Here is a 23443-nt window from a genome sequence, read left to right as displayed (position 1 = left end):
CGGCGCGAGCCAGGTTTGGGTCGAAACCCCGCGAGTACCCCACTGAGCAGAGCCATCATCGAGCACGGGTGTCAGAATCGGATCTATCCGATAGGGGGAAATGGCAAAAGTGGAAGAGCAGTGCAGACGGCGCAATGTTGCGCCTTTGCGGCACCGATACCGATTGCGTTGTTCTGCGCGATTGCGAATGTCTGGCAGAAGGTATGTACCTGCCGGATTGGGCTTCTTCCAATCGCCTGACTCTTCCAAACAGGCCAAAATCCATGCCATTCGGTTTCCTCCGCAACCACGATTCTTCATCTTCCCGCCGACCAACCAATCCCAAGGCTGCCAGCCGCCGAATGTGGCGACGCCTGACGCGAATGCTTCAGGGAGCTCGTCCGGACCGGGCCGTTTCTTCACGTCGCAAATTGATCGAGCGCAGCCGCCCCACAAGAATGCCGATTCAGGCACTTGAACAGCGGATGATGCTGACCACGATTGATCTCGCAGATTACGTGGGAGTATCCAGCTTCGCGCTGACGGCGCAGGAATCGGGTGGCGACACGATCGTCACAATTGCTGACCGGGACGGGGTATTAGGTCCGTGGGACGTCACCGTCACCGACAACGAACTGATCGTGAACGGTTCTGCGGGCGACGACGACCTGCACATTGACCTAAGCGGCATCACGGTCATCAACGCGGGCACGGTCGAAACTCGGTTCGGCGCCAGTCTGAATTTCAGCGGACTCGGCGGAACGGATACGGTGAGTTTCACCGGCGATTCCGCAGTCACTGGCGCACTTTCGGTCAATGCCGAATCGATTTCTGTGGCGGCCGGAAAACGAGTCGATGCATCCGGCGCTTTGACGTTTTCCGCTATCGCGTCATTGGGAACTCAGGTTCACACATCTGGCTCAGTCAACGAGACCGGCAACAACACGGCTGCAGTCGCGATCAGTGGCGATGTGTATGGTAGCTCAGTGTCTGTATTGGCGCGGACATCGGGAAGTGTCACGTCGACCGCGACTGACTCACTTTCCACGGCCCACAACACCCTCACTGATTCCGCTACGATCACAGTCAATGGAGCAGCTAAGGTTGTAGCCACGGGCAATATGTCTTTGGTGGCGGAGCGGACCACGTCGTATTCTGCCAACGCTCGCAGTGCGATAAACACCATCAACGGAAACACGGGCGTTTCCATCACTGGTGCGACAGTGACATCCGGAGCAGATCTGGTCATCAAGGCAACCGACGATCTGAAGGCCACAGCGATCAGCGCGCGAGAGTCCATCAATCCGGCGAGCGTTCAGGGAAATATTGCCGCATCGGTCGCTCAGAATCTGATCACCGGCACCACTCAGGTCACGATCACGAATTCGACGATCACACAAATCGGAACAGGAAAATCGACAACCGTCGCCGCCCAGCGCACGACGACGGCAACGGCCAGAGCAGAAGGGGAATCGCTGACCGATGGAGTTCTGCCGAACGCGACTTCGCTGAATCTGGGTGGGATGTATGCCACCAACCATCTGTCGGGCAACGTAAAAACGGTACTCAGCGGCGGTTCGTTTAGTGCTGTCGATGCGTCGATCACGGCAACGGATGATGCGATTGCCACCGTCAAAAGTGAACTGACGATGGGCACCGGCGACCACGAAGCCGCCATTGGTAACGATTCAATGACGTTCGGTGCGTCCGTCGCTTTTAACCAGATCGACAATACCACGGTCAATTCGGCAGTGAAGGCTATCAACGCCGTTTTGGGGACAACGTTCGGTGCGAGCTCCGCATCAGAAACTCATGCAACTGTCGACGACACAACTCTGAATGTTTCCGGCGACCTTAGTGTTACGTCTGATTCTGCGGCCCGCGTGAATTCGACGGTCAGCAACGCCGTCGATTCCAGTTCGTCTTCGCTGCTGGGATCCAGCGGTTCTGCGGCGGCCGGGATTCTGGCCAGCAACCTTATTCACACGGCGTCCGAAGCGCACGTTATCTACGCGACATCTACGCCCGCCACTATCGGCGGCGAGTTCAATATCACGGCTCTGGATAGTGCTGCGATATTCTCGAACAGCAAACTGGTCTCATCGGCGATCGTCACCAATGACGGCGGTACACGGTTGGTTCAGGATCAACTGAATTTGACACTGGACTATGACCACAAGACATCTCAGGGAAGCAAGGCGATTGCCTTCGGAGACACGGTCCTTGTCGAAAGCGGTCACACGACCGGTGGAACGGTGAACGGTGTCTTCGAATATCTGGGACCGGCGGGTACGCTTAATCTGGGAACCACTGACTTCAGTGATCTGGATTTCTGGAAGCCCGTAGACGGCACTGACATTATTCCTCAGGGCAACAACCTCACGGGTTCAGACTCTGTTGCGGTAGGAGGCATTCTTGTTCGCAATGACGTGAAGTCGTCGGCGATTGCGAAACTGCAGAATACGACTTTGGCCAGCACGGGCGACGTAATCGTGCAGGCTGTGGAATCTGCGGAGTTAAAAGCCACGGCGGATGCCGCAGTGACGTCATCGGGCGGCAGTGCGTTTGGTACGGGGACCAGCATCGCTACGGGCGGCGTGATCGCCACAAACGCCGTGCAAAGTAAAGCGGATGCGTCAATCACCGGAAGTGCCGTCACCACAAACTCAACGGGCGACAATACCGGGCACGTCACCGTGTCGGCTGAGAACGAATCGTCGATCGACGCAGTCAACAAGAGTATGGTGCAGTCCGGCGATACGGCAGTGGGTGCCATCATTGCGTTCAACACGATCGGCTACCCGCAATCAAACATTCTTACTCAGACCCTGGAAACGCTGATCGCCACGAACATCGGAACAGCAAATCCTGCCACGACGTCTGCCACGATCGTTGATTCGCCTGTTAATGCCGCAGGTGACGTGACTGTCACGGCGACGTCGTCAGCGGCCAATTCAGCCACGGTGACGAATGAAACCACATCGGCAGCGTCGGCATTAATCGGTGCAAGCGGCGCGGCGATGGGCGGCGTGCTGGCGTCGAACATGGTGAATACCGACGTCGATGCCTCCATCCATGATACGGCGGGGGCCAAAGGCACACTGTCGGCGGTTGGTGACGTGAAAGTGGAAGCCGTTGACGACACGTCGATCACGGCCGACACGACTCTGAAATCAATTTCATCAACCAGCAACGACGCTGGTGCCAGTCTGGTGAATTCATTCGCCGCAAAGCTGATGGATGATTATCAGTACTCAAGCAAGTCCGGCAGCAAGCTGGTGAAGTTCGGTGACAAAGTTCGCGTCGCTTCGGATCACGCGGAAGACAACGGCGATCGAGAAGCCATCTATCAGTACATGGGAACAGACGCCGGGGACACCGTTAGCCTGGGCACGGAAGACTATTCCAACTTTGGGTTGTGGCGGAAGCTGGACACCATCAACATTATCCCGACCGGGTTCAATGTTACCGATTCTGATTCGATTGGTATTGGCGGCATGGTTGTCCGGAACGACCTGGTCGCGGATGTCGATGCTGTTGTCAAAAACATGACGGTGTCGAACGCCAAAAACGTCACCGTTAACGCGGATGGAAGTCAGGACCTGACAGCCACATCCGACGCAACAGCCAGCTCATCCGGCGGCAGTGCGTATGGTTCGGGACAATCTTTGGCCGTCGGCGCATCGATTGTGACGAACACCGTTCAGGGCGGCGCTGACGCGCACGTCCTGGACAGCAGCGTGACAACGACCGGAACTGGAGTACACGGCGATGTGAACGTCACGGCGAAAAACTCGGCAGCGATCAACGCGACGAACAAGAGTGCCATTACATCGGGTGATACGGCAGTCGGAGTCACTCTAGCGTTTAACACGCTCGGCTATGCCAGCCAGAATGTACTGACGCGAGCGATCAACGCGTTGGTTGGCACCGACATTGGCACAGCGGTTCCGTCGACTGCCGTCGCCTATATTCGTGACACGCCGGTTGTCGCATCTGGTGACATCAACGTGAAGGCGCATTCTGACGCTCAGCTAAATGCCATACTGACGAACGAAACCACGTCGGCAGCTTCGGCAATTGTCAACGCCAGCGGAATGGCCATCGGAACGGTGCTGGCCAGCAACATGGTGCAGAGTGCCGCGACGGCAGATATTGATTTCACCGCGGCCGGGGCGTCAAGCAAAGTTCAGTCCGGTGGCGACGTGGTTGTTGAGGCTCGCGACAAATCGCGGATTGACGCGAATTCTCAACTGGATGCAACATCAACGACCACAAACGATGGTGGAGTCAGTACGGCGATCGCGTGGATCGACCAGTTCCTGGACAATCAGTACGACTACACCACCAAATCCGGCTCGCGTAGCCTGGGCGGGCTGGACTATGACTTTGAAACGACAGACAACACTCAGACGCTTGCCGCTGGTACAAGAGTGTTGAAACGCGCGACGGAAGAGGGGGAGACAGACCGAGTCTACAGCTTTGTCGGCACTCCCGGATCGGTCGATCTGGGCGCAGAAACATATTCCAACACGGACCGCTGGCAACCGGTCTACCGGCGGCAGACAACCAAAGTGCGCATCGCCGACGACTTTGCAACGACCAACATTCGCGGCAACATCTACCGTTTTATTGGCAGCCCCGAAGTCGACGTTGACCTGGCAACCGAAAACTACACCGATACATCGCGATGGCAACGCGTGCAGGCAGCATCGGCCGACTTCATTCCGCAGATCGGAAACATCACAGATTCTGATTCCATCGGCGTCGGGGTGATCATTGTCCGAAACGACGCTCGCAGCAACGTGACGGCCAATATCGACAAGACCATTGTGCAGGCCACCGGGAATGCTGCCGCCGGCAACGTGACCGTGAACGCACTGGAACAGGCGGATATCAAAGCATTCACTCAAAACGTCACGTCGTCGTCAGGGGGAAGTGCGTTCGGTGAAGGTACGTCACTGGCGGTGGGGACAACCGTTGCCACCAACATGGTGTTAAGTTCCGCGTCATCGACGATCACCAACAGCAATATCGATGCGGACGGGAATCTGACGGTCTATGGTGAAAACCGTTCGGGAATCGATGCTTCTGCCAACACGTCGGTTTCGTCCGGAGACACGGCCGTTGGTGCGACACTGGCCTTCAACACCTTGGGATATCAATCTCAGAACATTCTGTTTGCCACGATTGACGCACTGTTGCAGACAAGCATTGGGACCCCTCAGCCAGCAAAAGCCGAAGCGTACGTTCGCGACACGCCGCTGACAGTGGATGGGAACGTGTCTGTCACGGCCGATAACAAGGCAGCGCTGAATGCGACCATCAGCAACGCCGCCGATTCCGCAGCGTCGGCATTGTTCGGAGCAACCGGGGCTGCTGCCAGTATTCTTGTGACCAGCAATATGGTGTCGACAGACACCGATGCGTCCATCGACTTTGCAGAACCGACTTCCGCCACGACCACGCCCGATGGTGTGATCACCGTCGGTGGGACTCTGCTGATCGAGGCGAAGGATGACACACAGATATTCGCCAACACAAAACTGATCGCTCGATCCAGCACGTCCAACAACGGTGGAGTCAGCGTTCTGAAGAACAGTCTGCAGGCGGCCGCTTCCCATCCAACAGACATGGTCAGTTCTGAAGGGACTCGCACGATCGACTTCGGTCAAGTCGTGACCGTGGCCAACGATCATACGGACGGAGGTGATGCAGGAAGTCGCTACCGTTACATGGGACCAGCATCGACCAGTCTGGACCTTTCGAAGGTAGATTATTCGGACGCCGGATACTGGTACGAAGTGTCAGCAACGCGATTTCTACCGGAAGGGCTGAACCTAACCGATTCCGATTCCATCGCGGTTGGTGGACTAGTGGTCCGCAACGATGTGGTCAGTGATGTGGACGCCGTATTAACGAACACCGATGCCAACGTTGTCGGTACGGTCACGATTACGGCCGTCGAAGACGCAGTCATTCGCTCGCTGGTGGATGCCGAAACAACGTCCTCCGGGGGAAGTGCGTTTGGCGAAGGCACATCTTTGGCGGTCAGCGGAGCCATCGCCACCAACAACGTGCTGTCATCGGCAGACGCATTGGTTCAGGACAGCGATATCACGACAACCGCAGCAGCTGCTGATATCAACGTGTTGGCCAACAACACGTCTTTTATCAGTGCTCGAAACATTTCTTCTGCATCCACCGGTGACACTGCCATCACCGGCACGCTGGCCTTCAACACCATCGGCTGGGCAGCTCAGAACCTGCTGTTCAATACCGGCAACGCTTTGCTGGGGCAATCGGCGCTGGGCACAGAAACGCCGGCACGCACGGGCGCCACGGTAGTCGATTCGACTCTCACAGCAGCCAATGCTGTCAACGTTACAGCCGACAACAGCGCGAAGATTACAGCGACACTCGGCAACAAGACCGATTCTCAGGCCGCAGCATTGACAGGAGCCAGTGGAATGGCCGTTGGGCTGGCCATTACCACCAACGTTGTCAGCAGTGACGCCGAAGCGAAAATTCATTCCACGACGACAACAAAGCAAAGCGTCACAGCGGGTACGGGTGGGATCAAAGTCCAAGCTTCGGACAATGCGGCCATTACTGCCAACAGCAAGCTTCAGTCGCTGCAATCCACGACCAACGATGCGGGCCTGGGCCTGCTGATCGATGCGATCGTGGGACTCGACGGCGTTGATTTCACGGATCGATCCGGTAGCAGATCGGTCAGCGAAGACGACCTGGTGCTGATCGATTCCGTCGACTATTCATCATACGACCTGCCCGAAACCGTCACCAAAGGCGATCGCGTCGAACTGGAGTTTGACACCGCAGGTGCTGCGGCTGGCGATGTCATGGAATACATTTCGACAACCGACCTGACCGGTGGAGTCGACTTTGAAGAACAGGATTTTTCTCAAACGTCAAAGTGGCGGAAGGTGAATGCGGCACCGGAAGAGATCTACAAATTCCTTGGCACGTCTGCGGCGACGATCAACCTGGGGACCGAAGACTTCACCAACACCAACCGATGGCTCCCCATGTCGAAGGTCAACCCGACCAATGCGATTCCGGGGCTAAGCCTTAGCGTCAGCGATTCTGATTCCGCCGCGTTCGGCGGGTTGATTGTTCGCAACGAAGTCGAAAGTGACGTCGATGCTTTCGTTGATAACGTGGCGGCTTCGGCGTCGGGCGATATCTTTATCCATGCCGATCTTTCGGGCGTCATTAACGCTCAAACACGCAGCACAGTGACTTCCAGTGGTGGAAGTATCGCGGGCGAAGGATCGTCGATTGCTGTCAACGCCGTGATCGTTGCCAACGTTGTAAATACTACAGCGGATGCGTACGCCAAAGACAGTACGCTGACGACCACAGGCACAGGAGATATCCGACTGCAGGCAGAAAACGATTCAACGATCGACGCCACCGTTGCTGCGAACGTGGAATCCAATGGCCACGGTATCGGGGTCGTCATGGCCTTCAACACGGTTGGCTATGAGGCTCAAAATTTCCTGTTCAACACCGTTGACGCCATCATCGGAACTTCGATTGCAACTCAGACACCGGCGGCCACGAATGCCCATACTGAGAGCACGACGATCAACGCTGCCGGCACCGTATCTATCACGGCAGATTCAGACGCCGCGATCGACGCGCGCATTACGAATTCCAACAGCACCATGTCAGTCACTCCGCTGGGAGGCAGCGACACGGTTACGGTTGGAGCCATTTTGGCGATGAACAAAGTTGCGACGGACGTGGACGCCAGCATCGAAACAGCGTCGACGTTGTCTGCCGGTGCCGGGGTCACGGTCACTGTCGATGACAACACCAAAATTACGTCCGATGTGGAAGCCAGCAGCGTTGCCATCGGAGTCGGGGCTGACGATTCATCGGGCGTGGCAATCGGCGTAACACTGGCACGAAATGAAATCGACTCGGACGCAAACGCTTTGATCGACACAGCGACCTCGGGCACGCTGACCGGGGACGTACTTATCGAAGCGAAAAAAGATGCCCTCATCGATGCGGCGGTGACGTCAACGGCGATCGGTGTGGCGTTGTCGGCCGGCAAGTCCGTTTCTGTCAGCGGCAGTGGAGCACTGGCCTTCAACACGATTTTGGGTAGCAGCAACGCGGAGATCAAAAACAGCACGCTGACCACGGTGGCGGGCGGCGGCGATGCTGGCGACGTTGCTGTAAAGACAGACGATGATTCTCGAATCGACGCATTGGTTCGGGCGGTTTCTGTATCCGTTGCCGTCGGTCCAAGTACGTCTGCAGGTATCGCGATCGGATTGTCCGTCGCAAAAAATCAGATTGGCTGGGATACCTCCACCACGACGCACAACCACCTTAGCACTGCGGAACCAACGGCGTTGATAACCGGTCAGCGAGTGAAAGTTGTCGGCGGTCCGCTTGGCGGGCGCATTTTCGAATACGTTGGTGCGAACCTGACCGACATTTCCGGAATCGACCTTAGCACCGTCAATTACTATGACAAAAGTGCGTGGGCTCCTGCGGACCTTTCCGTCAACGCGGCGGAAGTCTTCGCCACCATCCAAGGGGGCTCAATCACAGCGGCCGGTGATCTGGACGTCGCTGCCGATTCTGATTCTGAAATCAATGCCACAGTGCTGTCTGCAGCCGTGGGTGTTGCCGCCGGGAAGACGGCTGTCGCAGCCAGTGCAGCCGGTGTGTACACAGAAAACACGATTCGCACGGATGTTCGAGGTCGAATCATTGGTGGAACAATCGTCGCTAAGTCCGTTGACGTGACGGCTGATGATGGTTCGTCCATCAAGTCGGTTGCCGGTGCTGCCTCCGTGGCGGCATCTGTGGGCAGCACGGCTGTTTCCGTCAGCATCGGGCTGTCGCTGGCGTTCAATGAAATCTCAAGCGAAACCGAAGCGTCCGTCACCAGCAATGCGGACGTGACGACAAACACCGGCGACGTTGGCGTTTCGGCGATTTCTCGAGGAACCAAGTTATTCGACTTCACATTCTCCAGCAGTCAACTCGACGATGCCGCTCGAGCTGAAGGAGACAATGGCGATACCGAAAGTGTCGACGAAGCGACCGTTGACGCCACCGCCGATGCCGCCATCATGAGTGCGCTGAAGACAGCCTTGGAAGGCGCACCGTCCAATAGCCTGACCTTTCCGCTGGCCGAAAGTGTCCGCAGCGATTGGGCATTCACAACGGCAGATGGTTCTCAAACCGTCAAGCCCAACGATCAGGTCAAACTGCAGTCCGGTTACGGAAGCGGTGGTGTGGGTGGAGCGATCTATCGCTATCTGGGAACCAACAATGCGACGATTGACCTGTCGACCGCCGATTTTTCTAACACGACTGTGTGGCAACGGAAAGCAGTCGATCTGAAACTCTCGATCCTGCAGGAAGGTAAGTCGTGGCTATTGGTGGCCGGTGACGGCGCAAGCTACATGCTGTCTGTGAATCCGTCGGACGGAACCAAGATTGAAGTCTCCAAAACCAACGTGAGCGCGGTTTCTGCGGCTGCATCGGCAGGAATCGGTGTCGGCAAAACGGGCGTCGCCATCAGCGGCGCAGGAGCCGTTGCGGTCAACAGCATCCTGACCAAGACAGATGCGAAAATCGAAAGTGCCGTCATCGCCAGCGCCGGTCAGGTCACAGTGAATTCGACCAATTCGGCCGTGATCAATTCCGCCGTCATTGCGGCTTCGTTGGCCATCGGCGGTGGGCAGCAGGGCGTTGGAGTTTCTCTGGGCGTCGCTGTCGCAGAAAACCATATCGGATCAAGCGCCAACGGAACTGCCGGAACGGCTCGTACAACGGCTGTCGTCAAAAACAGTTCGGTGGACGCAGTCGGCAAGCTTACCCTGCAGTCCATTAGCACTCAGAAAATCGGCAGTCTGGTCTTTGCAGGTTCTGTCGGAGTCGGCGTCGGCCAGGTTGGCGTTGGTGTGAGTGGCGCCGGTGTGTATGCCGAAAATACCATCAAAATGGATGTGCTGTCTCAGATTGACGGTGACGGCAGCGGCGCGGGACGAAAGTTCGAAGCGTCGGCCATAGATGTACTAGCGACTGACCAATCCGTCATCAGCGCATTCGCCGGCGCGGCGTCTGTTGCGGCTGCGTTTGGACAGGTGGGAGTTGCCGTTTCCATCGGAGCAGCGATTGCGCGAAACGATATCGGCAGCACCATCAAAGCCGAGATCAAGAACGCGAACGACGCCGTTACGACTCAGACCGGGCATCTCACAGTCAAGGCGGCTCAGAATGCTTCTATCCAGGTCATCGCTGCCGCCGCATCAGCGGCCATCGCGGGCGGACAGGTTGGTGTGGGTGTTAGCGGTGCCGGAGCTGACTCAGCGAATCTGATTCACAGTTCCACGCGAGCTCAGGTCCTGGACAGCATCCTGATCTCGGCAGATGACGTCATTGTCGAATCAACTGGAACTTCAAAAATTGATGCGTTGGTGTTCAGTGCTTCGGCCGGAGTCGGCATTGGTGCTGTTGGCGTGGGGGCGTCGATCGGAGTCGGCCTCGCTCGCAACATCATTGGCTACGAATCGAATCTGGCCACCGCGGCGACTTACACGTCGGGTCAAAACCCCGCAGCGTTGAATACAAATCAGACGGTGCGCATCGCAGAAGGTGTTCGTAGTGGCGACGTCTACAAGTACATCGGAATAAATCTAACAGAAGCAACGGTCGGCGCTGGAATTGATCTTCAGGCGCAGGACTACGGCGATCGGCGATTCTGGGAGCGAGTTGACTTGATTGCAGACACGTCGGAAGTTGTCGCGCAGCTGAGTGATTCCAGCGTCACCGCTGCCGACAATATCAGCGTAAAAGCCACGTCAACATCGACTATCAACGCGAAGGTAGTGTCCGGTTCTGTCGCCGTCGGTGGCGGAGCAGTCGGCGCGGGAATCAGCGGCGCGGGAGTCGGTGCCGAGAACCGCATCGCCACGGACGTAACTGCCGAAATTGTGGGCGATGGCGCGAGCGGCGTGAAAGGCGACGCCATCAGCGTGCTGGCCAGCGACACGTCAACCATCAATGCGTTGACGGGCGCAGCATCAATCGCCGGTGGCTTTGGCGGAGCAGGCTTCGCGGCCTCCATCGGCGTGGCGATCGCCTTTAACGAAATTGACAACGACATCACGGCGTCTATTCGAGACGCCAACACGGTCATCGAAACGAGTACCGGAGGACTCACGGTGCAGGCCACGGATGCGGCGACGATTTCTTCGACCACGACGGCTGCGTCTCTTGCGGTTGCCATCGGGGGAATTGCCGCGTCTGTCAGTGGAGCGGGCGCTGACGCGACCAATGTGATTCTGACGGATACCAACGCTTACGTTTCGGCCAGCACAGTCGATGCTGGCGGCGATATGACAGTGGCCGCTCAAAGCACGGCCAACATTTCGTCTTCCGTGGCAGCCCTGGCGGCTTCACTCGCGTTTGGTGGAACGGGCGTCGGCGTGGCGATCGGTTCCTCCACAGCGAAGAATTTCATCGGCTACAACGCTACGGGCAGCGCGAGTTCTTCGACGATTACCGCATATATCACGGGTTCGCAGATTAACGTGGACGGCACGTTGAATCTCACGACGAACTCCAGCGCCAGCGTCACCTCAAACGTTGCCGCCGCATCAGCAGCAGTCGCCGCCGGACTTTACGCCGCGGCCGGCGCGGGCGCGGGAGCCAGCACGCAAAACAAAGTTGGCCAGACGATACGTTCGTACATTCAAAACACAAGCGGCACGGGCGCGTCGATTCGCAGCGCGAACATCACCGCGACGGATACGTCGACCATCACGTCGTTTTCAGGCGCCGCTGCTTTATCGGCAGCCATTGGAATTGGCGGAGCCGCCGCTGTCAGCGTGGCTTTGGCCGACAATGCCATTACAAACACGGTGGAATCGTATGTGCACAATTCCACGATCGGTTCGGCGAAAGACCAACTGTCATCCGCCGGAAGTCAAACGCTAAGCACTGGCGATCGAGTGCGAATTGCGAGTGCTCAAAGTGCGCTGGGACGTGTCGGGGCGGTTTACGAATTTCTCGGGCATTCCAGCACTCATCAATCCACCAGCACGTCCGTTGTTGTGAATGCCAACGAAACCGTCCGCGTGGCGACTGGTCATGCAGCGGGTGGCAATGTTGGTCAGGTCTATCGCTACAAGGGGCGAGCCGACAACTTTGCCACATCGAACGGAACGCAGTCAGTTAGCCCTGGCAATCGAGTGCGGCTTTCCGTGCTGTACGATTCCGCGAAGGGCGTGCCCGGTGCTGCGTACAAGTACATCGGCACCGCAGCCAGCATCAATCTTGCGACAGAAGACTACCTCGACACGGCGAAGTGGGAAAACGTCACCAACCTGAATCTTACGCTGGAAAATTTTTCTGATACGACGTACTGGGAAAACATCAGCAGCGTGAACCTGGGAACGGAAAACTACAAGAACACGTCTGTATGGCAGGAAGTCGATGACACGCTAACGATCACCGCCACAGAAAATGCGACGATCACCGCTCATGCTCACGCGGCAGCCCTATCCGGTGGACTTGTCTCAGCCAGCGGCGGTGGTGCGAATGCGACAAACAGCATCGCGACGACGACGCGCGCCTACGTCACCGGATCTACGGTGACCATGTCCGGTGACCTGAACGTCAACGCAATCAACACATCTACAGCCAGCAGCACGACAGGCTCATCCAGTGTTGCAGTGGGTGTGGTTTCCGTGGCAGCCGGTGGATCGACAACGACGGTCAATATCACGCCGACGGTTGCTGCGTTCGCTACCGGTAGTGTTGTAGTGGCCGACGACATCACCATTGGAGCGTCCGCGACCCCGAAATCGTCGGCGTTCGCGTATGGGGTCAACGCCGGAACTCTGGCAGTCGGTGCGTCCGCGTCCACCGTAAACGTGGCGCCTGCAGTTTCGACAGTAGTCGCCGGAACGATCACTTCGTCCTCGCTGACAGCACGTTCAATTACGAACAAGCCGTCGTCCGGTCGATCGGCTCAAGCCAAAACGACGGGAGCGTCTGGTGGAGTACTTGTTGGCGTCAATTCGACTCGCACGCTTGTGAATCACGGCGGAACTGTCAGCAGCTCAGTGGCTAACAACTCTGTGCTAAACGTGCTGGGCACGACCAGCATTCTTGCCACCAGCAACGGTGACCATCAGGCCGAAGCGGACAGCTACGCCGGCGGACTGCTGGCCGCTGGCGTCAGTTTTGCTCAGGCGACATCAACGACCGCCGTTAGTGCGACGATCGGCAACAATGCGACCCTGAACGGTGGAGCATTGGTTATCGGAGCCGTCCGCGATCACAGGCAGTTTTCTGATAACCTGGCTGGAAGCGGCGGTGCCATTGCCGGCGCTTCTGCCAGTGCAATGACGGCACAGAATAGCAACGTCACCACTTCGATTGGCGACAGCACAATCACGCTGACGGGCGCTTTGACGGGAAGTGCCATCAGCACGGCCGAATTGAATGGTCGAGTGCGGACATTTTCCGGTGGTTTGCTGGCTGGAGCGGGGGCTCGACTTCGCAATTCTGCCAATACGAATGTGCTGGTTGACGTGGCTTCAGGGGCCACCATCACTGCGACGGCCATCACGATGGATGCAGGCAACGTGTTCCGAAAGCCGGCGCTGACCACTGATAACATTCGAGGCACGACGGGTGGTTTGGTCAGCGGGGCGAGTGCAAAAAGCGAGACGACGATTGCCTTTGATACCAAAGTGAACATCGGTGGCACGGCATCGCTGTCGGTCACCGGATCGGAATCAACCGCCGGTGAATTCGCTCTGCGGGCGTTGAATGACATCACCGGGCGAGACAAAGTCAGCTTCACAACGGGCGGTGCATTCAGCGGCGCTGGTGCCGACTCGATCATCAAGACGACCACAGACAACGCCACGATTTCCACGGGCACGAATTCCGTTTTAAACAGTGTGGGCGACATCGTGATGTCAGCTCGCGGCACCGGCGATGTACGCACCAAAACAAACATCGAAACCTTCGGAGTCGCCACGGTCGGCACCGCAGACGCCGTGTCTGATCTACGACCCGTCAACACAATCACCGTTGGCACGGGGACTGCAATCACAGCCGACGGCGATCTGCTGATTTCCGCCGGGACGAACACGAACTTCAATCGAGACCAGTACAATCTGGAAGCCATTTCCGATTCGTTTGCGGGCAGTGCAATCCCGATTGACGACATCGATTCGACAGCTCGACTGCTTCAAACGAATCGAATCGACATCAACAGCGGGGCTGCGTTGAGGTCTGCCGCAGACATCAAGCTGCACGCCGAACGCCTCGGACTCGCTGATATGGAGAGCAAGGCCAAAGCTGTCAACTGGGCGACTGCCGCAGCGGGTGCTGTGAACAGTTTGCTGGGTGGACAGGAAGTATTCGGCGGTTCGATCGACACCAACGCGGACGGCATTGTCAATGTCAACGGAATGCTGCAAACCGGCACGAAACGTCATCGCTCGCTTGTGCTTGGCGGCCAGGATGAATCGGGGCAAGCAGAAGGCTGGACAGTGGCTTCGGGGACGATTACCGACATCACTGCAACACCCGGAGTGACGGTCACGCAGGGCAAGCAAATTCTGAGTACCGGTCTGTTTTCTCAACTGGACAATGCGCGGACGCAGCTGGAACTGTATCGAACCACCAACACGACTTTGCGAGACTTCTACCAGTCAGAAATTGCGCGAATTCAGGCGGAACTTGTTGCTGATGGCCTGGGAACGCTGGAATCAGACGGCTCATTCACCGCGAATGAAGTGTATGTGATGACCGCTGCCGTCCAGCCACTTCGAGCTCAGGCGGGTATCGTCGACGTTCGAGCGGATGCTTTGCTCGGCAGCGGTACGGGCGTTCTGAATGCTCCTGGAGACGCCAGCGTCACCATTACCAACCACACGCCAGCTCAGTTACAGATTCAGGGCATCAATATTCCCGAACAAAACGGCGGGCTATTTCTGAACGGCGACAATGTGGCCAACACGGCGGCCATCACCGCAAAGAACGAAACAGGGCATGGAACGGCATCGTTTAGCGCAATCACTGGTGGGACGGGGTCCGCCACGCCAACGATCACGGTGAGCAACACATTTAACACCAATGACTACGCGGGAGACGTCACTTACCCAAATCCGGCCATTGTGGTTTCCGGCGAAGTCATCAACCTGAACGGTAACTTCACGGCTTCAAATCCTGCTGGCGATATCGTTTACAAGGCCAGCATCAAGGCGGCCAATATCACAACGATTGCGGGCGGCACAGTCTTTATTGACGGAGTTTCAACGCACAGCACTGCCGGCGATCCATACGGAGATCTGAAGACTCTGGGCAATGGAATGGCCGCGTATGATACCAATCAGGCCGTCGCCAAACTCACAACGCCGTCGTCTACGACGCTGTTCGGCGACACGATTATCATCAATGCCGAATACCTGAACATCAACGGCGTGATTCAGAGCGGCAAGTCTGACTATACGCTTGTTCTGGGCGCGTCGGTTGCATCTCAGATTGCATCGATTAAGTCGAACGGTTCGACCAACCGCTACACACCACTTCAGTCGCCGAATCCCGATTTCGGTTTGAAGTACGACCGCGTCACCGATCGGATTATTGTAAGCGAACTGCGAGTCAGCGGCGGCAATATCCAGCTGACAGGACACATCTTAAGTACCGGTGGCGGCACCATTCGCGTGCTGGATGGCTACGCCAACATTGACGTCGACAATCAGACGTCGCTGGACGTTGAGATTGTCCGTCTAGATGCGTCTAAGCGTGGTAGCGGCACATTGCTGATCGCTGATAAAGCCAAAGGCACGAGCGCCGCGCCGCTCGCCACGCTGTATGGCCACACCACAGGCGCCACCACACCACCCGACTCAGCAACCTATACGCCTGAAAGCAACTGGCGCTATGGATTTTCTGTGGGCATGAAAACCGCCACACGCACGACGACGACCTACGGATCGTCGGCATGGTTGGGCGTTGATGCGCTGGCTGCTGACCCAAGCAACATCACCGACGGTCCACGTACCGAAGTGATTTCGCAGCCTCAGCTTATGGATGAAGGAACTTACTTCTACAAAGCCAGCTCCGCATTGGGCAACTACACCTACAGTTCGCAAACGAACAACACAGAAACACCACGAAGGTACAAAACCAACCAATGGCAGACCAGCACGTGGTACGGCAAGAAGACGAACTACCAAACGTGGGTGGAAGAAAAGAAGCAGGAAACCGTCGCCACTCATACGTTCCGCGCTGACCGGTCGATCGCGATCGACTTTATCGGACACACCGAAGCCGACGTGACGGTCACTTCGAATTCAGGCGGTCGAGTCATTCTTTCCGGGCCAGTGCTGAACACCACCGGCGTGACAACCATCACATCTTCGGCGGGAATTGTCCAGGCGTCAGAAGATGCGGCAGTGGGCGGACGACGCGTTGTGCTGTCGTCGAGTGCCGGGCAGATCAGCGGCGTGACGACCAACGTTCCGGATATCGACGACGCGGGCGTCAATGCTGTGGCCCTGGGAGCCATCAGCCTGACAGAAATTAGTGGAGCACTGCATCTGGAACAGGCCAAGTCGACCGGCCGCCACGATGTCACGCTCACAAGCCTGGGCGGAATCGATCGCCCAACGCACTATACCGGCACGCCAAACGTGTACGGCGGTTCGGTGACGCTAGCAGCAGGCAGCGGTGCCATCGGAGCGTCTGATCGCTACCTGACAGTTGATTCAGGAACAGCCGACACAAACGTATTTGTAGCCACGGCATCGGGCAGCATCTACCTGCAGGAACTGACCGGCAATCTGCACGTCAAGTCAATCGTTTCGTCCACGGGCGACGTTGGTCTGATTCTGAACTCCGGATCACTGATCGACGGCAACAGACTCGAACAACGCGACGACCGGACCTACAACGAACTGGCCAACGGACTGTGGCAGGACCTTCAACTGACAGCAGGTTCCGGTGCCAACGACAAAGTGACGGAAACACTTAATACATTCAAAGCCAGCAAAGAAGGTGAATACCGCACATATTGGAATTGGCGAAACACGCAGGACGATCCGACGGTCTACGACGCAGACTTCCAGGTCACGCTGTCGACTCAGGAGCAGGAAGACTATGACGCCCTTTACCGTGCCGAAGGCATAACCGACGGGCTGACAGGCCAGGCACTGGAAGACTACATCACGGCGGCCATTACCACGATTCAGAACTCGAGGACCCAGCAATACCACACGCTGCACGACACATGGGACGCTTACGCTCGGGGGACCTACAACGCCGCAGACCTGACGGCGACCAACGTGACAGACTTCACGTATACGCTCTCGACCGAAGAAAGTGATGCGCTGGTTGGCAGCATCAAGATCTGGACAGAAAACGAACTGCTGTACACGATCGGCGCCGGTCTGCTGAAGGAAGTGACTGACACTCAAGCGACAATCGAAGCGGACAACATCAGCGGCAAGAACGTGAACGTTCAGATTGTTGATGGAAACGTGGGCAAGTACACCGACGCCATCACGATCGACCTTTCAGAAGCGTCACTCACGACACCTCAGCGAGTTGCGTTGGCAGGGGCGGAACGCGCGGATGTTGTGTTCATCGCAGGCACGCCAGTCACAGCCAATTTGAACTTCATTCCCAACGCGACGACAGGCGATGTTATCGGACGCACGTCCGGGAGCTGGATTGACGACGGCTATAAAGTTGGAATGCACATTCGGCTGGAATCCGACTCAGCCAATGTCACGCCACCGCGCGCATTCTGGGAAATTGCTGAAGTCACCGACCTGCAACTTCGCTTAACTCAGATGGGGACATTGACTGCCGACACCGGACGAGCGGCGACGGTCACTCAGGTTGCGCTGAATCCGAGTGCTGCCGGAGTAAACCTGACGTTCATCGAAGTCGGTCAACGAGACGACGTCGACCTGACCGCAACAACGACGCTAAACGTGTCCGCGACAGGCGCTGTCTTCGTCGGTTCTGAAAGCGAATTGAAGGTTCAGAACGTCACGACCGAAGGCATTGTGGCACTGAAGACGGGCAACGCCATTTCCAAGGCGGGTACCGGAACTCTGGCCGTGCAGTCGAGCAATCTGGTTTTGGAAGCTGCCGATGGTGGGATTGGAAGCACCACGACGCCATTCAACATTGACCTGCTGGGAGCGGCAACTCTGACAGCTCGCGCCAAGCAGGACATTGTGATCGTCGAAACCAGCGGCAACCTGCCAGTCGAAACCATCTACTCTCAGCAGGGGCAGGTGGTTCTGACGTCGTCAACCGGATCGATTTCAGACTACTTCAACAGCGATCTCGTCAACGTGAAGTCAGGAACTAACATACATTTGTCAGCCGCCAATGGCTCCCTCGGAACCAGCAGCAATCCTCTGGACATCGATCAGGGAGCTTCTGGAATTCTGACAGCAATCGGGAAAACCGGCGCACACCTGTGGGAAGCTCTGGGCGAGATGCGCGTTAGCACCGTCACGTCATCTGACGGCGATGTGACCTTGAAGTCACAGCTGTCAATTGTTGACGCCGATACGGCCAGCGACGACGTCGATGTGACGGGCGGAAGCATCACGCTGACTGCAGTTGCCGGTGGCATCGGCGCGGCTGGCAGCGAATTGGACATTGAAACCGATAGCACGGCCACAAGTCTGTTTAGTGCGTCAAGCAATTTCGGAAACCTGTACGTCAACGAATTGACGGGTGACCTATACCTAAAATCCATTAGCACAGGCACTTCTTCGACCGCTTTTGTGGCCGTCCCCGCAGGCAGCATCATTGACGCTCGCACTGCACCGACCGACTTTAACATCCTGTCCGGCACCGTGTTCCTGTTTGCTTCTCAGGACATCGGAAGTTCGGCCAAACCGCTGACGACTCAAATTTCAACCGTCCAGGGGCGATCGACCACAGGCAGCAGTTACATTCATAACACCGGTCACCTGACGGTCACGGGCACAGGCTTGATTTCCGGTAGCCAGGTAAATCTCAAAGCGGAAAGTCCAATCACCGTCAGCAGCGATGTGACAGCGGCTGGAGACATCACCATGGTTGCGACGGAAGATCCAACCACCGGCGACGATTTGACGATCGAAGCCGGGGTGACCGTCGAATCAACCGGTGGCGACGTAACGTTGAGAGCGGGCGACAATGTTTCGCTGGAAGCCACGTCCGCCGTGATCGCTCAGAACCTGCTGACAATCAAAGCAGCTTATGCAGATGCAGACACGGTTCCCGTGGGGGCCAGTATCGAACTGAATGGAACTCTCACCGCACCGCTGGTTGACATTCGCGGCAGTGAGCGAGACGACACCATCACAGTTGGCGCGTCGGCAACGATCAGTGGCGTGCTGATCATCCAGGGACTCGGCGGCGCAGACAACATTTCGACCGCCACCGCCAACACCATCACAACACCTGTGATCGCGTTCGGCGACACCGGCACGTATGTCTATGACACCGGGACTCATGTCCTTAGCAGCCTTGCATCATCGTCAGCAGGCGTTGGCGGCGGTGATACCTTCACGAGCTCCAGCGCGATGGCGCTGATGATCGGTGGGCACGGCGCAGATTCCTTCACGGGTGGGGCGGGCGACGAGTTCGTCATTGGTGGCGAAGCCAATGTGACTCTGTCCGGCAATCGAGTGACCGCAATCACGGTCACAGGTACCGATGGCGGAGTCGTTGAAACGTTCGACGTCGGGGACGGGAACAACCTGGTCATCGGCGGAACGGGTGCGGACGAGATCACAGCCGGAAACGGCATCAATACTATTCTGGGTGATGAAGGCAACGTGACCTTCGACTCCAGCGGAAACCTGACTCTGGCTGAAAGCACCAATGCAAACGGCGGAGCGGCGGATACGTTTACGCTGGGTGGTGGCACCTACCGAGTCATTGCTGGGGCCGGCGACGAAACCATTGCACTGGGAGCGGGGACCAACTATGTCCTCGGCGACGCCGGGCGAATTCGTCTGAACGGCGATGGCACAACCACGATTGAAACTTTGGCGGCAGCCGTCATTGGTGCAGACAACATTACGGCCGGCGAAGGTTTCAATGTGCTGGTTGGCGGCGGCGGTGCGGACACGATCCAAACTCAGGTCGCCGGCGCCGGAAGTCCGAAAGCAATTGTGCTGGGTGACAACGGCAGCCTGCAACTTAGCAACACCGCAATTCTGTTGAGTGCCACCAGCAAAGAATTTTCGGCGGGAGCGAACGACATCATCACCGTCACATCGGGCATCAATGCAATTATCGGTGGGCGAGGCACAGACACAATTACAGCAGGCGGCGGCAGCAATACCGTGCTGGGTGACGATGGCCAAGTCAGCTTCTTTGCGGATGGTACCGTTCGCAAAATCGAAACCATTAACTCAGGAAGCGGTGCCCGCGATGTGATTAGCCTTCAGGGTGGCACCAACACCGTCATCGCCGGTTTCGGAAACGATTCCGTGTCCACAGGCGGCGGCACGAATTATGTGCTCGGCGACGAAGGCCAGTTGGAAGTCCTCACCGATGGCGGCGGCAGCCCGACAGGCAACACGGAAGTCAAAACGATTAATCCAACCGTCGGGGACGTGGACGACATTGATGTCGGAGCCGGCCGAAACATCGTCATCGGCGGAGCGGCAGGCGACACCATCGACGTGAATGGAAACGCGGCCTCCGCCAGCGCCATTGTGCTCGGCGACAACGGTACCATTCTGCTGACGAATTCGGGAACTTTGCTGAGCATCGCCAGTACTGATTTTGCATCAGGAGCGGCCGACACGATTACTCTGACGGCCGGAACGAACGCCGTCATCGGCGGTAAAGGTGCCGACAACATCACGGCCGGTGGCGGAACGAACACAGTGCTTGGTGACGATGGCCACGCCTTCTTCTTCGCAAGCGGTGACCTGCGATTGATCGAATCAATCAATCCGGGCGAAGGCGACAATGACATTATCGATCTGCAGGATGGCACCAATAATGTAATCGCTGGCGTGGGCAACGACACCATCACAACGGGTGGCGGAACAAACTTTGTTCTGGGTGACGAAGGACGTCGCGAAGTTTTGACAGACGGCGGCGGGGTTCCAACCGGTACAACCGATGTGCAAACTCTGAATGGCACCGTTGGCGGCGTCGACCAGATTTCAATTGGAGCTGGTTACAACGTCGTGATTGGTGGTGCGGCGGGCGACACCGTCGGCGTCAACGGCACCACACCATCCGCACGGGGCATTGTCCTCGGCGACAATGGGCAGATTCAGTTAAGTAACTCAGGCACACTTCTGAGTGTTGCCAGTACAGACTTTGCTGCGGGCGACGTGGACGACATCACGCTGACAGCCGGGATCAATTCCGTGATCGGCGGCAAGGGCGCGGACAAGATCACGGCCGGCGGCGGCACGAATACAGTGTTGGGCGACGATGGCCAGGCATTCTTCTTTGTCAACGGCGACCTTCGTTTGATCGAATCGATTAACCTTGGCAGCGGTGACGCAGACGAAATCGAACTGCAGGATGGATCGAACACCGTCATTGCCGGTGGCGGAAACGACATCGTCGCCCTCGGCGGCGGCACGAATTATGTACTCGCCGACGAAGGCCGCCTTGAAGTCCTGACCGATGGCACCGGTGCTCCGACAGGCACAACAGAAGTGTCTTCTCTGAACGCGCCCTTCGGCGGCACCGACGATATCCAAATCGGCGCCGGTTACAACGTGGTCGTCGGTGGAGCGGCCTCAGACACGATCGACGTAAACGGAACTGCCGTGGGGGCTCAGTCAACCATCCTGGGCGATAACGGCACGATGACGCTCAGCAATACGGGTACCTTGCTGAGTCTTGAAAGCAACAACTTCGCCTCCGGGGCGACGGACACGATCGGACTAACGGCCGGAACAAACGCCGTCATCGGGGGTGCAGGGGCCGATCAGATCACAGCGGGATCGGGCAGTAACACGATTCTGGGTGATGATGGTCGAGCGTTCTTCTTCGCGAACGGCGATCTGCGTCTGATTGAATCGATCAACCTCAGCAGCGGCGACAATGACGTCATCACGCTGCAGGACGGCACCAATAGCGTCATCGCGGGCGCTGGAAACGACACGATCAGTGTTGGAGCGGGCTCAAACTTTGTATTCGGCGACGAAGGAAAACGCGAAGTCCTAACCGATGGCGGCGGACTTCCAACGGGCACGACCGAAGTCACCAGCCTGAATGGCGCGAACGGCGGACAGGACGAAATCACGGTCGGCAGCGGCTACAACGTCGCGGTGGGCGGTGCGGACATCGATACCATCACGGTCAACGGCACGACCACGGCGGCACGAGGCATCGTGTTGGGCGACAACGGTAAACTGGTTCTGGACAACGCTGGCACGCTATTAAGCATCGAAAGCACAGACTTCGCTTCCGGAGCCGCCGACGTTATCGAACTCACCGCCGGGACGAACGCGATCGTTGGAGGAAAAGGGGCGGACCAAATCACGGCCGGAACGGGTAGAAACACGATTCTGGGTGACGACGGTCAGGCAACGTTCTTCGCCAATGGCGATCTAGAGGAAATCGCGTCGATCAATCCTGGTGACGGTGGTGATGATCAGATTTCTCTGCAGGCAGGAACAAACGTCGTGATCGCGGGACCCGGTGCAGACACGGTCACAGCCACGTCTGGCACGAACACGATCCTGGGCGATGAAGGTACGGCCACGCTGTTTGCAGACGGCAGTCTGAAACTGATTCGTTCAACAAACTTAGGCGTCGGCGGTGATGACCAGATTGATGTTGTTGACGGCGTCAATAGTGTGATTGCCGGATTTGGCGACGATACAATTTCCGTCGGAACCGGCACTAACTTTGTCCTGGGCGATGAAGGCCAGCGAGAAGTTTTGACGGACCTGTTGGGCGCTCCAACGGGAACAACAGAAGTCACAACTTTGAATGGAACGGTAGGTGGGCAGGACATCATCACCGTCGGCAGCGGTTACAACGTGGTCGCAGGTGGAGCCAATTCCGACGACATAACGGTGAATGGCACTACACCTACAGCTAGCGGTATTGTGCTGGGTGACAATGGCACGATTACGCTCAGCAATACCGGAACGCTGCTCAACATCGAAAGCACAGACTTTTTCGGCGGCGATGATGACACGATTACTTTGACAGCCGGCATCAACGCGGTCATCGGTGGCCAGGGCGACGACAGTATCACGGCTGGTTCCGGCACGAATACGATACTCGGCGACGACGGTCTTGCCAGCTTCTACGCCAATGGCGACCTACAGAACATTCGTTCGATCAATGACGGCAGCGGCGGTCACGACGACATCGTGATCACCTCGGGTACCAACAATGTGATCGCCGGTGCTGGCAACGACGTCGTATCTGTTGGCAC

At 57.2% G+C, this 23443-nt stretch carries 1 protein-coding gene (running past one end of the window); it reads left to right on the top strand.

Annotation, left to right across the window (positions count from 1 at the left end; all coding sequences use genetic code 11):
* Positions 1–263 precede the first annotated feature (263 nt).
* Positions 264–23443, top strand: partial view of a hypothetical protein gene (locus tag Fuma_RS06225; protein WP_145944013.1) — the 5' portion only. 12742 nt of this gene lie beyond the right edge of the window; only the first 23180 of its 35922 coding nucleotides appear in the window; it begins with the start codon at positions 264–266; its stop codon lies off the right edge, out of view.

It is taken from the genome of Fuerstiella marisgermanici, from assembly GCF_001983935.1.
Classification (GTDB): Bacteria; Planctomycetota; Planctomycetia; order Planctomycetales; family Planctomycetaceae; genus Fuerstiella; species Fuerstiella marisgermanici.
This window is presented reverse-complemented; position numbering and strand designations above follow the sequence as displayed.